We start from the raw sequence: 13,639 nt of genomic DNA, 5'->3' as shown, positions 1-13,639 counted from the left end.
CTGCGCGTGGCCAGCAGGGGAGTACGCGTCCCTTGGGGTGACGCACAGACTCTGCACCACACCTGCGCGTTACTCACGGGGCTGACACCTCAGTCTGTCTGCTGCCTGGGAACGGCCGCGCAACTCTGGGGCTGCCCTTTGCCGCTGGCGCTGCAAAACGATCTGAAAATCCACCTAGCCAAAACTGGTGGAGGCGCCCGCCCGGTCCGAAAAGGTGTTGCCGGTCACCGCTTGCTCCTCCGTGACACAGATGTGGGAGAGTTCGACGGCGTGCCGGTTACCAGCCCCGCCAGGACTTGGTTGGACTTGGCTTCGGTCCTGGATATGGAGGACCTCGTGGCCGCGGGAGATCACTTCATCTGCTGGCAGTCCAGGAGTTTTGGGCCGCGGAAGGAAGCGTTCTGCTCACTCGATGATCTCCGGGAGCAGGTCCTTGCCAACCCTGGGGCGAGGGGAGTCCGAACGGCGAGGCGCGCCGTGGAACTGTGCCGGGTTGGGGCAGATTCTGCGCCCGAGACCCGGCTGCGGCTGGCTCTTGGCCGGCTGCGACTGCCAGAGCCGACGTTGCGCTACGTGGTTCTGGACCACACAGGGTGGGAGTTGGCTTGGCCTGACATTGCCTATCCGGCCTTCAAGGTAGCCGTCAATTACGATGGCCGCCACCACCTGCAGGAGCGTCAGCGCGAATCCGACATCCGCCGGGACGAGTCAATAGCCGCCATCGGCTGGACATCAGTCACCATCACAGCGAGCCAGGTGCGGACGTGGGGCTTCGATGGCTGCGCACATCGGGTAGCCGATGCGTTGGTTCGGGCTGGATGGCGGGTCGAGAGGTGCGGTCTCGGTACTTAGCCTCCCACTTACCGCCGAGATGTCACCCCTCGATGCAAGGGTTAGGCCTGGGCAGGCACGGGCAGCGGGCGCAGGAACGGCTTGACCAGGGGCTCTACATAACGGGCCGCCAGCGGACCGATGATCGCCATGAGCAGCACGTAAGCAGTGGCGAGGGCTGCCAGTTCACCAGTGACTACCCCGGACGCCACGGCCAGCCCGGCGATGACAATGGAGAATTCACCGCGAGCAATGAGGGCGGCGCCGGCCCGGTACCGGCCGGGCCGGGCGATCCCCGCACGCTTGGCGGCCCACACGCCGGTGACCATCTTGGTGATGGCCGTGATCAAGGCCAGGGCCAGCGCCCAGCCAAGGACAGGAGGGATGGAGGAGGGATCCGTATTGAGCCCAAAGGCCACAAAAAAGATGGCCGCAAAAAGGTCACGGAGCGGCTCAAGAATCCGGGTGGCGTTGTGGGCGGTGGCGCCGGAGATGGCGATACCGAGCATAAATGCACCCACCGCGGCCGAAACCTGCATGGCGGAAGCAAGCCCGGCCACCAGCAGGGCCAAACCCAGGAGGTTGAGCAGGAACACCTCTGAGTTCTCACTGTGGACCGCCTGGGAGACCCGGTGGCCGTGCCGCAGCGCCACCATCAAAACCACGGTGACCACGGCCAGGGAAATGCCCACCGTGGTCAGCCCGCCCCAAAAGCTCACCCCGGCCAGGGTGGCCGTGAGAATGGGGAGGTAGATAGCCATCGCCAGGTCTTCGAATACCAGGATGGCGAGCACCACAGGCGTCTCGCGGTTACCGATCCGGCCGAGGTCCGTGATGACTTTCGCGGCGATGCCGGAGGAGGAAATGTAGGTGACGCCGCCCATCACCAATGCCCCCACCACGCCCCAACCCAGCAGCAGGGCGAGTCCTGCCCCTGGCGCGAAGTTCAGTGCCAGGTCCAGCACACCGGCCTGCCATGACCTGCGCAGACCGGTGAAAAGCTCGGCAGCTGTATATTCCAATCCGAGCATAAGCAAGAGGAGGATGACACCGATTTCGCCGGAGAGGTGGGCGAACTCGTGGATGCCTTCGAGCTCCATCACGCCGCCGGCACCAAAGGCGAGGCCGCCTACGAGGTACAGCGGGATGGGGGACATTCCGATCCGTCCGGCCAGCCTGGCCAACAGGCCAAGGCAGAACACAACGGCCCCCAGTTCAATGAGGGTCAGGGCCAGCGGGTCCATAACGCTCAGCCGTTGCGCAGGATATCGGCTGCTTGGTCCAGGCCTTCTTGCGTGCCCACTGCGACGAGCAGGTCACCCGAATGAAGGACGACGTCGGGACCCGGCGACGGGAGCACCTCGCCTTCACGCATGATCGCCACGATCGAGACTCCGCACCGCGTCCGGATGCACGCCTTCCCCATGGGCTGGTTTTGGAACGGGGACCCTGGTGCGATGGAGAACTGGCGGGTCACGATGCCCGGGACGTCCCTGTGCTCCTCAGTCAGTTTCATGGCAAGGTGCTGTCCGCCCAGGAGGTTGCCCAGGGTGGCTGCCTCATCCCCGGTCAGGGGAATCGACGCCTGGCAGGTATCGGGATCGTCCCAGGTGGAAACAATGAGTTCCGTCTGGCCTTCCCGGAACTCCACCACACCGATACGGCGGCCGGAAGCCGTCATGAAATCCTTCCGCCGGCCCAGGCCGGGGAGGTCCGTCTCGTCCACGTTCATACCCTAAGCCTAGTCCGCCGTCGGGCATTTTCAGGCGCCACCGCGGGGGCAGGCAGGCGGCACATCTCGACGGGGCTTAAGTGTCCGTTCGCGCTAGGCTGCGGGGACCACCGCGATGGGGGCTTTGTCCGGAGACTTGACCGGCAGCAGGACCAGAAGCCCGGCAAGCAGAACCACCATAATGCCCAGGATTCCCCACCGCTGCGCCTCGCCCGGCGCCACCAGGGGAGTGGCTACAGCGATGCAGAGGGTGAACAGGGCTGGGGCCAGAAAACTGACGGCACGGCCGGTGGTGGCATACAGGCCAAAGAGTTCGCCCGACTCGCCGTGGGGCGCCAGCCTGGCGAGGTAGGCCCGGGAGGAGGACTGCGCAGGGCCCACAAAGAGGCACAGGAACAGCCCGAACACCCAGAACGTAGTGCTGCCTTCCCAGGCCAGGCCGAAGAACACATAGTCACCGTTGCCCAGGACCAAGATCATGGTGCCGGCGATGAGGAGTCCCACCAGCGAGCCGATGATCACAGCTTTGGGCCCTGCACGGTCATCCACGAAACCGCCAATGATTGCTCCCACGGCGGCCACAATGTTGCCGAAGATCGCAAAAAAGATGACTTGGGGCAGCTCAAAGCCGAACGTCCCGGCGGCGATGATTCCGCCGAAGGTGAAGACTGCGGCCAGCCCGTCGCGGAACACGGCGCTGGCGAGCAGGAAGTAGATGGTGTGCGGGCTTGTGGCGTAGATGGCCTTGATCCGGCGGAAGAGCAGGCGGTAGGAAGCGAGGAATCCCAGCGGATTGGCCTGGTTGGGCCGCGGCAGTTCGGGAACCGCGAAGAGGACGGGCAGGGCGAAGATGAAGAACCAGAGCGCGGAGAAGACCGCCACCAGCCGGATGTTGAGGCCGTTCTCCGTGGAGGCGCCGAACCAGTCGAAGCTGGGCTGGACGAACAGCTGCAGGACGGCGAGCAGCGCCACGATGCCACCCAGGTACCCCATGCCCCAGCCGAATCCGCTGACCTTGCCGATGTTCTTCGGGGTGGAGATCTGGGCCAGCATGGCGTTATAGTTCACGCCCGCGAACTCAAAGAACACGTTGCCCAGCGCGATCAGGGCAACGCCCAGCAGCAGGAACTCCGGCCGGGGAAACACAAAGAAGCACAGCGCGGTCAGAATCGCGACGGCGGTGGTGTTGACTCCCAGCCACAGCTTCCGCCGTCCTCCGATGTCAGAACGCTGCCCGGTCACTGGAGCCAGCAGGGCGATGGCCACCCCGGCCACAGCCAGCGCGCCGCCAAGAACAGCCGAGGCCCGGTCTTGGCCGCCGAAGGCATTCGAGGTGAGATACACAGTGAAAACGAAGGTGGTCATCACGGCGTTAAACGCAGCAGATCCCCAGTCCCACGATGCCCAGGCGAGCACGCGGCCCTTACCTGTGGCGTGGTTCCCGGATTCGAGTTCCGATGGCGGCTGCATGGCCTCGGGAGCGCTGGCGCTGTTCATAGGCAGCATCGTATCCGCCCGTGGCGAACATCAGCCGGAGGATATCCCGGACACCCGGCTTTCCGGCGGCGGCAGCAGCGGCGGCGGGAAAAAGTGACAGCAGCGTCTTGATAAACTGTGGGCACCGAATCTTACCCATGCCGCCCTCACCCATGACCGCCTGCCCTGACTTTTGACAATCGAATGCCTGACGTTGCGGAGATACCAGTGATCACAGTCCTTGCCGTGCATTTCGCGGTGGCTGCTGTGGCGCCCTTCCTGTTCAGGCGGTGGGGCCGGAACACCTTCTACGTACTCGCGGCCGTGCCGGGGTTATCGTTCGTCTGGCTGCTCTTCCAACATGCTGCTGTTTACGCCGGTCCAGGGGCGGTCGCCGAAGTCTTCCCGTGGATTCCAGGGCTCAAGCTTGAATTCGCGTTCCGGATGGATGCCCTTGCCTGGGTGATGTCCTTACTGGTCCTGGGCGTTGGCGCCCTGGTGCTTGTCTACTGCGCGAGGTATTTCAAGAAGACGGACCAGGACCTTGGCGGTTTCGGCGCACAGCTCCTGGCCTTCGCCGGGGCCATGTTTGGGCTGGTGGTGGCGGACGATCTGCTGCTGATGTTCATCTTCTGGGAACTGACCACCATCCTGTCGTACCTGCTGATCGGCTTCGCCCGCACCAGGCTTGCGGCCCGGCGCTCGGCGCTGCAGGCGCTGATGGTGACGACGGCGGGCGGGCTGGCCATGCTGGTGGGCCTGATCATGCTGGGCTTCAGCGCCGGAACCTACCGGATTTCCGCCATCCTGGAACAGGCCCCCGCCCTCGTAGCCGGGCCTTCCGGCGCGGCGGTGGCGGCCGCCGTCGTACTGATCCTGGTGGGTGCCATCACCAAATCTGCCCTGGTGCCGTTCCATTTCTGGTTGCCGGGCGCGATGGCCGCCCCCACGCCGGTGAGCGCCTACCTGCACGCGGCGGCAATGGTGAAGGCCGGCGTCTACCTGGTGGCCCGGCTGGCCCCCGGGTTTGCCGAAACCACCTACTGGCCGCCCATCGTGCTCGGGCTGGGCCTGGCCACCATGCTGGTGGGCGGGTACCGCGCGCTCCGCCAGACCGACATCAAGCTCATACTGGCCTACGGAACCGTCAGCCAGTTGGGATTCCTCACCATGGTGGTGGGGCTGGGCACTCCCGACGCCGCACTGGCCGGCCTCGCGATGCTGCTGGCTCATGGCCTGTTCAAGGCCACGCTGTTCCTGGTGGTGGGGATCATCGACCACCAGTCCGGCACTCGCGATGTGCGTAAGCTCTCGGGAGTGTTCAGCTCTTCCCGGGCCCTGGGCATCGTGGCCGGAATCGGCGCCGCGTCCATGGCGGGAGTCCCCCTGCTGGCAGGGTTCGTGGCAAAGGAATCAGTGCTTGAGGCCTTTGTCCACCATGCAGCCGACGGGGATCCCTGGGGGATGGCAGTGCTGGCAGGAATTGTGCTGGGCTCGGTCCTCACCTTCGCGTACAGTGCCCGTTTTATGTGGGGTGCGTTCGCCACCAAACCGGGAGTCGAACGGACACCGTTCAAGGCCATTCGGCCGTCTTTCATTGCGGCCCCTGCCCTGCTGAGCCTCCTCACCATCGCTTACGGTGTCTGGCCGGCGCCCGTCGATGGCTGGATCCAGCCATACGCTGGGCTGTTCGCCACGGCCACTCCCGACGCCGGCACATCAGCTGCAGAGGCAGGTCACCTGGCGCTGTGGCATGGCTTCACCCCTGCCCTGGGGCTCACGGCTGTCACCTTTGTTCTTGGTTTGGCCATGTACTACGGCCGGGACCTGGTGGCACGCGCCCAGTCCCGCGTCCCCGGCTGGATAGACGGGGACCGGGCCTACCAGCTGACCGTCGGGGCACTCGATGATGTTGCCGTCTGGATCACGGGGCGCACGCAGCGTGGTTCGCTCTACTTCTATCTGGCCGTCATCCTCACTGTGGCGTTTGCGCTTCCGATGACAGCACTGGTCCTGGCCAACAAGCCGCTTCCGGAGGGCCTGTACTTCATTGATCCCAACTCGCCCCTGCAGATCGTGGCAGGCGCGGGCATCGTGATTGGGGCCCTGGCAGCAGTGAAGGCCAACAAACGCTTCCTGGCAGTGCTGATGGTCTCGGTGACCGGCTATGGGATCGCGCTGATGTTCGCGCTCCAGGGTGCGCCGGACCTGGCCCTTACCCAGATGCTGGTGGAAACCATCATCCTGGTGGCGTTCCTGCTGGCCTTACGCAGCCTGCCAGCGGAGCTGAGGGACCGGACCGGCGGCAAATACCGTGTGGTGCGTGTCATCATCGGGCTGGCATTCGGGGCCACTATGGTCTTCGCCGCCATCTACGCGATGGGCGCGCGGGTGGCTACGCCCGTATCCCTGGAATTTCCGCGGCTGGCTTACGAGGGCGGCGGCGGGCTGAACATCGTCAACGTGACCCTCGTCGACATCCGTGTCTGGGACACCTTCGGCGAGATAACGGTCCTCGCCCTGGCTGCCACAGGGGTAGCCAGCCTCATTTTTGTCCGTGGCCGCGGCGACGGCATCCGGATCTCTTCCACTGTGGCGGAGGGCTCCGTGGGCCGCCGAAGGGGAGTGGATCCCGGCTCCCGGGACGCTGCCGCACTGGCCATCAGCCGGAAGTTTGCCGCATCCACCCGGGATGCCTGGATCGTGGCGGGACGGACACTGGCGCCGGAGCGCCGGTCCATCATCTTTGAAGTGGTGACCCGGCTGCTTTTCCACTCCATGATCATCTTCTCGCTCTACCTCCTCCTGGCCGGGCACAACTTCCCGGGCGGCGGCTTTGCGGGGGGCCTGACTGCCGGCCTGGCGCTCACCATCCGCTACCTGGCCGGCGGGCGCTTCGAGCTGCGGGAGGCCACCCCCATCAGCGCGGGGACACTCCTGGGGATGGGGCTAGCGACGGCCGCTGCCTCCGGCGTCGTGCCCCTGTTGCTCGGTGGCCAGGCGTTCCAGACGGCAATCATCGAGCTGTGGCTGCCGGTGTTCGGTGACATCAAGTTTGTCACTTCCACCATCTTCGACATTGGCGTCTACATCGTGGTGATTGGACTGGTGCTGGACGTTCTGCGCAGCCTGGGCGCCGAGATCGATGAGCACTTCGACGAGCAGGCAGCGGCGCCTGCCGAGGAGGGGGAACCGGTGGATGTCGCCGCAGGAACCGCCGGGAAGGGTGACGCATGAGCGTTAACCTGACCCTCCTGGTTGTCATGGGAGCCCTGTACGCCTGCGGGATCTACCTGATCCTGGAACGCAGTCTCACGCGGGTGCTGCTGGGACTGATGCTTCTGGCCAACGCCACCAACCTGCTGATCCTCGCCACCGGCGGCTACGCGGGGCTGACGCCGCTGTACAACAAGGACACCCCTGCCCAGGACTACAACGATCCGCTTCCGCAGGCATTGATTCTCACCGCGATCGTCATCTCGTTCGCCGTGACGGCTTTTATGCTCAGCATCATCTACCGCACCTGGGTTCTGGCACGGCAGGACGAAATCCAGTTGGACGTGGAAGACCTTCGCGTGGCCGAGACCCCCAGTTTCGACGCCGAGGACGACGCCGAGATCCCGGTGGAGACCTCAGAATTCCCGCTCACCTTGCTGGGCGGTGACGGACGTTCTGTCTCCGACCACGCCACCGACGGTGCCGAACCAACCGTCGAGGCCGGCGGAACACAGCTCACCGCCACCGACGCCGCCTCGGAAGAGCAGCCCGGATCCAAAAATGTCACCCCCGGCCCCGAAGGAGGTGTGAAGTGAACATCGCAAGCTTTGCCCCGCTCGCCGTCGTCCTTCCCATCCTGGGCGCCGCCCTGACCTTTCTCCTGATCCGGCACTCGCGGGCCCAGCGGGCTGTCAGCATCACGCTGCTGTCCCTGACGCTGCTGCTGGAGTGCGTCCTGCTGGCTTCTGTCTGGGATGGCGGGACTGCGGCGGTGAACATCGGCGGCTGGCTGCCGCCTTGGGGCATCGTCCTGGTGGTGGACCAGTTCTCCTCCCTGATGCTGGTGGTTTCCTCCGCCGTGAGCCTGGCGGTTCTGGTTTATGCCACGGGCCAGGGCATGGCCGACGGCGACCAGGATGCGCCAGTCTCGATCTTCCACCCCACGTATCTGATCCTGGTCGCCGGCGTCTCCAACGCGTTCCTTTCCGGGGACCTGTTCAACCTTTACGTGGGTTTCGAGATCCTGCTGACGGCAAGCTACGTCCTGATGACCCTGGGCGGCACCGGGCCCCGGATCAGGGCCGGTGTGACGTACGTGGTGGTCTCGGTGGTGTCATCGGTCCTGTTCCTGATCTCCATCGCGATGGTCTACGGGGCTACAGGAACGGTGAATATGGCGGACCTCGCCGTCAAGCTCGCGGAACTGGACCAAGGGACCCAAACGCTCCTGCACGTGATGCTTCTGGTGGCATTCGGGATCAAGGCGGCGGTGTTCCCGCTGTCTTTCTGGCTGCCTGACTCGTACCCGACCGCCCCCGCCCCCGTCACGGCGGTGTTCGCAGGCCTGCTGACCAAGGTGGGCGTCTATGCGATGGTCCGCACCGAGACGCTGCTCTTCCCCGGGGACACGCTCAACACTCCGCTGATGGTGGCCGCGCTGCTCACCATGATCGTGGGAATTCTTGGCGCCCTGGCCCAAAGTGACATCAAACGTCTGCTGTCCTTCACCTTGGTCAGCCACATCGGCTACATGGTGTTTGGCCTGGCGATGTCCTCGGCGGCCGGCCTTGGCGCGGCAGTCTTCTACGTGGCCCACCACATCACCATCCAGACCAGCCTGTTCCTGGTCACGGGGCTGATCGAACGCCGCGGCGGCAGTTCCTCGGTGGACCGGCTGGCCGGACTCGCGAAGCTGTCACCGTTGCTGGCACTGCTGTTCTTTGTGCCCGCCATGAACCTGGCCGGCATCCCGCCGTTCTCCGGGTTCCTGGGCAAGGTGGGGCTCATGCAGGCCGGCATCGAGTTGGGAACACCCCTGGCCTTCACCCTGGTCATTGGCGGCGTGGTCACCAGCCTCCTGACCCTCCTGGCCGTGGCCAGGGTCTGGAACCGTGCGTTCTGGCGGAAACCCTCGGATGCTGAGCACCCGGATCCTGTGCTCCTGGCCGCCCCCGAAGACTCCGACAGGGGCCGGCGCGGCGGCCGCAACAACGTGACGCTGCTGCCGCGCACCATGGTGGGCTCCACCCTGGGCCTGGTGCTGCTGGGTGTTGCGTTGACCGTGTTCGCCGGCCCGCTCTTCAAAGTCTCGGACCAGGCGGCCCAGGACATGCTGGACCGGTCCTCCTACATTCAGGCGGTGCTGGGCGATAACGCTCCGGTGCCTCTTGTCCTGGGCCCCGGGGGTGCCAAATGAGCCGGCGCCGGGTCTCACTGCGCCAGGAGTTGCCGCTCCTTGTCTGGCTTGTTGTGGTCTGGGGTGCCCTTTGGCAGGACTTCAGCCCCGGAAATCTCCTCTTCGGCGCCTTGCTGGCGGTGGTGGTGGCACGGATGTTCTACCTGCCGCCCGTGGAACTAAGTGGGCGCTTTAATCTTCTCCACGCCATTCCGTTTGCCCTGGCTTTCCTTGGCAAAGTGGTGGCAGCAAGCTTCCAGGTCTTGTACCTGGCAGTCGTCCGCGGGCCCAACGTCACCAACGCCGTGGTGGCCGTACCGTTGCGTAGCCACCAGGACCTGATGATGACGGCCACAGGCCACGTTATCTCCCTCATCCCGGGTTCCCTGGTGGTGGAGGTGGACCGTTCATCGTCAACTTTGTACGTCCACGGGCTCAACGTAAAAAACGCCGAGGATGTGGAGAACCTGCGCCGCGAAGTGCGGGCCATCGAAGCGGGGCTGATCCGCGTCATGGGAACCAGGGAAGAACTCGACGCCGTCCGGTTGGAGGCAGCATGATGCAGACCGTCCTGGCCGTCACGGCAATTATCCTTTCGCTGGCCGCGGCCGGCGCCATTATCAGGATCGCCCGCGGCCCTTCGCTCCTGGACCGGGTGCTGGCGTCCGACGTCCTGCTCGCCATCATCGGCGCTGCATTGTGCATTGACATGGCGGTGAACCGGCACCTGAACAACCTCATGCTGTTGGTGGCCCTGTCCATCATCGGCTTCATCGGCTCGGTGACCGTTGCCCGGTTCGTGGCGGACCGGCGGGAGCAGCCCCATGACTCCTGAGACCAGCACGCTGGATAGCGTCATTGACGCAGTGTCCGCGGTGTTTATGGTGGTGGGCGCACTGATGTCCCTGGCCGCCGCCCTCGGGCTGTTGCGCTTCCCGGACCTGATGAGCAGGATGCACGCGGCCACCAAGCCGCAGGTGCTGGGCCTGTTCCTGCTGCTGGCTGCCATCGGGCTGCAGCTGCGGACGTGGTGGGTGTGGCCGGTGCTGGCGGTGGCGTGGATTTTCCAGCTGCTGACTGTGCCGGTGTCCGCGCACATGGTGGGACGCGCCGGATACCGCACCAAGCACCTGCACAGGGAGCTGCTCAGTTCGGATGAGCTGGAGGCTGTGGTGCAGCGAGCCGCGGCCAAGACGGCCCAGGAGGACACTTCCGACGACCCCTCCCGGGACTAGGAGTTTTTGTCCATTTATGGCGACTTCACCACTGGAAAAGTCGCCACAAATGGACAAAAACTCCAGGGGGTGTGGGGGTGTTAGACGATGTCCTGGCTCTTCGCGAAACGGGTGATGGCGCGCTGGGTGCCGCGGTTGGCGAGCACCTGGATGATGGTGCTGACCGAGGCGGAGATGAGCGCAAACGTCAGGGCCGAACGAAGGCTGGTCGGAGTATCTTCGTCCCTGCCCGTGGGCGCCTTCCTGCCGGTGGATTTTTCCCAAACGGCGTTGACCACCTTGGTGCCGACCAGTCCGGCGCCGAGGCTAACGGCGGTGCCAATCAGCTTGATGAAGAGGTTCATTCTGCAGACTCCTTGCGGGCGGAAAAGGGACTGCCACTAGCCTAGCGTCCGCTGAGCCGGAGGCTCCCGGATCACGCGGCGGTTCGCTCTCAGCGTGGGCACGATCGGGCAGTGAAAACGGGTTATCTTGGGAAAAACCCTTCCCGGCAATGGTGCCGCTGAGAGACAGAAATCGAGGCGCTCAGACACATGGCTGCTGCGAAACCTCAGGCTTCGGCCGGACACGTCGTTCTGCTCGGTGACTCGATCCTGGACAACAAGGCATACGTCGACGGCGGTCCCGACGTCATCGCCCAGGTCCGCGCTGAGCTTCCACCCGGCTGGAATGCCACACTGCTGGCCGTGGACGGGGATGTGATTTCCGGGGTCCTGCAACAGCTTGCTTCGCTGCCCCGCGATGCCACCCACCTGGTGGTCAGCGCCGGCGGCAACGATGCACTTGGCTTTGCGTACCTGCTCGAATCGCCGGCCAGCTCCGTCGCGGAAGCCCTGAACCTTTTCAGCAGCGCCCAGGAACAGTTTGCCGCGGACTACGACCTGATGGCTGAAGCCGTTTCGGCCACTGGGATCCCCGTTGCCTTGTGCACGATCTACGACACTCCTGCCTCCACTGCGCAGCACCGGATCATCAAGACCGCCCTGGCGTTTTTCAACGACTGCATCAGCCGCGCGGCATTCTCGCGGGGCATGTCCCTGATAGACCTTCGCCTGATCTGCAACGAGGATGGCGACTACGCGAACCCTATCGAACCCTCCTCCCAGGGAGGGGCCAAGATCGCCCGGGCGGTTGCCGCCGTCGCGGGTCTTCAGGGTTACTCCGTTGAATCCAGGGTCATTGCCCGCTGACAAGCTGGTCTGCCGGCTGCCGCTGGTCATCGGGCTCCCAGCGGAGCAGGTCTCCGGGCTGGCAGGAGAGAACCTCGCACAGTGCCTCCAGAGTTGTAAAGCGCACTGCCTTGGCCCGGCCGTTCTTGAGCACCGCTAAGTTGGCGGGCGTGATCCCAACCCGTTCCGCCAGCACACCAACGGACATTTTGCGTTTAGCGAGCATCACATCAATATCCACGATGATGGGCATCAGATGACCTCGTCCAGCTCTGTCCGCAGGTGCTGTGCCTCCACGTCCCGGGCCACCGCCTGGGCGAGCAGAGTGCGGAGCACCAGGACGATGAGGGCCGCGCCCGCAATCAGCAGGGAGGCCCCGCAGATCAGCAGAACGATGCCCGGCGCCGCGTCCCCCGGGGCGAGAAGGACGGCAATCCCGAACACCAGGACGGATGCCGCCGCGACGGCTCCAAAAATGATGTCGACGTAGCGGAAAGCACCATGGGAGAACACTGTCCCCCGCCGCACCATGGTCAGCAGGCGCCACACGCAAACAAGGGTGACCTGGACGGTCATGATGCCCAGCACCACAATGGCGAGGAGTGGAATCCGAACGCCGACCAAATCCGCTCCGGCCTCCTCCAGGTCAACGGCCAGCAGCGGCACCATCCTTACCTGCACGAACAGCGAGCCGGCGAGCGCCACGGCGAGGACAATGCGCAGCACGAGGATGGTCAGTTTTCCCATCGGGATCTCCTTCAATATCGAGTAACAATGAAAGTCTATCGATATTCGGTAGATCACGCACCCTTTTGTAATCACGCTTTCGCTATTCGCGACCGAGAGCTGCGCCTACTTCCGGCCTAACGCTTCCAGCGCCCTGAACAAGGCCGGAGGCCGGGTTTCCAGAAGCTCAACGGGGCGGGCCCCTGCGAGGGCGGGCGAAGGGGAGACCATCCATAGGGTGAAGTGATTGTGGGGAATCTTCAAGGCCATGGCTCGCTGAAAAAGGTCCAGGACAGTGGGGTGGACAAGGCCGCCGGCGAGGAACTGGAATCCCGGGCAGTAAGTGCCCTCCCCAATGAAAACGCGGACCAGCTGCTGCATCACGGGTTCGGGATCCTCCATGAGCTCAGAGAGCCTGCGCTGGACCTGGTCCAGGGAAGGCAGGGTGAATTCCGTTCTGATCGCGGCCCACGTCTGGTCGCTAATTGGCGGCCAGCCGGATCTCACCGGGGCCTAACAGCTCTCGGCTATGGACTCCAGGAACCACTGCCTGGAAAGGTGTTCGCGGCGCAGGGTGAAAATGCGGACGGCAGAGCTTGATCCGAGACACACTTGGGCACGCCAGTACTCGACCTTTTCGGGGCTATCGCTGCCACCAAACCACTGCGTGGGCGTGCCTGCCACCGGCCAGACATCGCCTTGGTACCGCACGGCCAGGGGCTTGCCTGCAAGGTTGAACCTGACATCAACGGCGATGTCCACGGCTGTTTCATCAGCTGTAACTGTCACGGCTTATGCACTCTCCCAATTCCCGTTTGCTCAGGATCCCATAGAGGAATCCTAGAACATATATTCGTATTACGTTCCAATGCGTCCTGCCCGTGGCCTGCGGTTTTACGTCGTTGACAGGTGTTCGCGATCCTATGGAGAGTATGGAGGAGGGGTCTGACAAAGGCCGCCTCGATCCTGGGGGCGCGGCTTGATGCCACGCCCTTCAGGACGCAGCCCCGTATGTGCCTGCCGCCAGGCTGTTGGCACGGACACTGAAGGGGGATTCATGCGTCGCCGTATGACGTTC

General features: G+C 64.4%; 16 protein-coding genes. 8 read left to right on the top strand and 8 right to left on the bottom strand.

The features are described 5' to 3' along the window. Window positions 1-231 precede the first annotated feature (231 nt). Window positions 232-852 (top strand): hypothetical protein, encoded by a 621-nt coding sequence (locus tag M1E17_RS21890; RefSeq protein WP_457964144.1) that lies wholly within the window; start codon window positions 232-234, stop codon window positions 850-852. 41 nt (window positions 853-893) lie between these two features. Here the strand turns inward: M1E17_RS21890 and M1E17_RS21885 are convergent, their stop codons facing one another. The 3 genes from M1E17_RS21885 to M1E17_RS21875 form a co-directional block, all read right to left on the bottom strand. Continuing rightward, window positions 894-2,075 (bottom strand): cation:proton antiporter, encoded by a 1,182-nt coding sequence (locus M1E17_RS21885; RefSeq protein WP_457964142.1) that lies wholly within the window; start codon window positions 2,073-2,075, stop codon window positions 894-896. A 5-nt stretch (window positions 2,076-2,080) separates the two neighbouring features. Beyond that, entirely contained in the window at window positions 2,081-2,563 is a 483-nt protein-coding gene (locus M1E17_RS21880) for a cation:proton antiporter regulatory subunit (protein WP_457964140.1), read from the bottom strand. A 93-nt stretch (window positions 2,564-2,656) separates the two neighbouring features. Continuing rightward, the gene (locus M1E17_RS21875; protein ID WP_457964139.1) at window positions 2,657-4,060 is read right to left on the bottom strand and encodes an MFS transporter; all 1,404 of its coding nucleotides are present in this window, start codon (window positions 4,058-4,060) and stop codon (window positions 2,657-2,659) included. A 207-nt stretch (window positions 4,061-4,267) separates the two neighbouring features. Here M1E17_RS21875 and M1E17_RS21870 point away from each other — a divergent pair, with 207 nt between their 5' ends. From M1E17_RS21870 to mnhG, 6 genes are read left to right on the top strand one after another with little or no spacing between them, the layout of a single operon-like run. Next, window positions 4,268-7,276: a Na+/H+ antiporter subunit A gene (locus M1E17_RS21870; protein WP_457967889.1), complete on the top strand. Its 3,009-nt coding sequence runs from the start codon at window positions 4,268-4,270 to the stop codon at window positions 7,274-7,276. Beyond that, window positions 7,273-7,851, top strand: coding sequence for a Na(+)/H(+) antiporter subunit C (locus M1E17_RS21865; RefSeq protein ID WP_457964138.1), 579 nt, complete (start codon window positions 7,273-7,275; stop codon window positions 7,849-7,851). Before M1E17_RS21870 ends, M1E17_RS21865 begins: the two co-directional genes overlap by 4 nt. After that, window positions 7,848-9,452, top strand: a complete 1,605-nt coding sequence (locus M1E17_RS21860; RefSeq protein WP_457964136.1) for a Na+/H+ antiporter subunit D — start codon at window positions 7,848-7,850, stop codon at window positions 9,450-9,452. Before M1E17_RS21865 ends, M1E17_RS21860 begins: the two co-directional genes overlap by 4 nt. After that, window positions 9,449-9,991: a Na+/H+ antiporter subunit E gene (locus tag M1E17_RS21855; RefSeq protein ID WP_457964134.1), complete on the top strand. Its 543-nt coding sequence runs from the start codon at window positions 9,449-9,451 to the stop codon at window positions 9,989-9,991. Before M1E17_RS21860 ends, M1E17_RS21855 begins: the two co-directional genes overlap by 4 nt. Continuing rightward, complete coding sequence (locus M1E17_RS21850) at window positions 9,988-10,266, top strand: monovalent cation/H+ antiporter complex subunit F (protein WP_457964132.1); 279 nt, start codon at window positions 9,988-9,990, stop codon at window positions 10,264-10,266. The genes M1E17_RS21855 and M1E17_RS21850 overlap by 4 nt, the downstream gene beginning before the upstream one ends. Then, window positions 10,256-10,666 (top strand): monovalent cation/H(+) antiporter subunit G, encoded by a 411-nt coding sequence (gene mnhG / locus M1E17_RS21845; protein ID WP_457964130.1) that lies wholly within the window; start codon window positions 10,256-10,258, stop codon window positions 10,664-10,666. Before M1E17_RS21850 ends, mnhG begins: the two co-directional genes overlap by 11 nt. An 80-nt stretch (window positions 10,667-10,746) precedes the next feature. Here mnhG and M1E17_RS21840 read toward each other — a convergent pair whose 3' ends face one another. Continuing rightward, a complete protein-coding gene (locus tag M1E17_RS21840; RefSeq protein WP_457964128.1) occupies window positions 10,747-11,010 on the bottom strand; it encodes a DUF4235 domain-containing protein in 264 nt (87 codons plus the stop codon). A gap of 189 nt (window positions 11,011-11,199) precedes the next feature. Between M1E17_RS21840 and M1E17_RS21835 the strand changes: the two genes are divergently transcribed. Continuing rightward, complete coding sequence (locus M1E17_RS21835) at window positions 11,200-11,856, top strand: GDSL-type esterase/lipase family protein (protein WP_457964126.1); 657 nt, start codon at window positions 11,200-11,202, stop codon at window positions 11,854-11,856. Here M1E17_RS21835 and M1E17_RS21830 read toward each other — a convergent pair. The 4 genes from M1E17_RS21830 to M1E17_RS21815 all read right to left on the bottom strand — a co-directional run bounded on the left by M1E17_RS21830 (window position 11,843) and on the right by M1E17_RS21815 (window position 13,350). After that, window positions 11,843-12,088 carry a helix-turn-helix domain-containing protein gene (locus M1E17_RS21830; RefSeq protein WP_457964124.1) on the bottom strand — a complete coding sequence of 82 codons (246 nt, stop codon included), beginning with the start codon at window positions 12,086-12,088 and terminating at the stop codon, window positions 11,843-11,845. The two genes, M1E17_RS21835 and M1E17_RS21830, sit on opposite strands and share 14 nt — an antisense overlap. Continuing rightward, window positions 12,088-12,582 carry a DUF2975 domain-containing protein gene (locus M1E17_RS21825; protein ID WP_457964122.1) on the bottom strand — a complete coding sequence of 165 codons (495 nt, stop codon included), beginning with the start codon at window positions 12,580-12,582 and terminating at the stop codon, window positions 12,088-12,090. The genes M1E17_RS21830 and M1E17_RS21825 overlap by 1 nt, the downstream gene beginning before the upstream one ends. 105 nt (window positions 12,583-12,687) lie before the next feature. Beyond that, window positions 12,688-12,963, bottom strand: a complete 276-nt coding sequence (locus tag M1E17_RS21820) for a hypothetical protein (protein WP_457964120.1) — start codon at window positions 12,961-12,963, stop codon at window positions 12,688-12,690. Between the two features lie 111 nt (window positions 12,964-13,074). After that, window positions 13,075-13,350, bottom strand: coding sequence for a hypothetical protein (locus M1E17_RS21815; protein WP_457964118.1), 276 nt, complete (start codon window positions 13,348-13,350; stop codon window positions 13,075-13,077). Window positions 13,351-13,639: the final 289 nt, after the last annotated feature.

The sequence above is a fragment of the Arthrobacter sp. D1-29 genome (assembly GCF_054130585.1).
The sequence above is the reverse complement of the archived record's forward strand: the minus strand, read 5'-3'. Positions and strand labels throughout refer to the sequence as shown.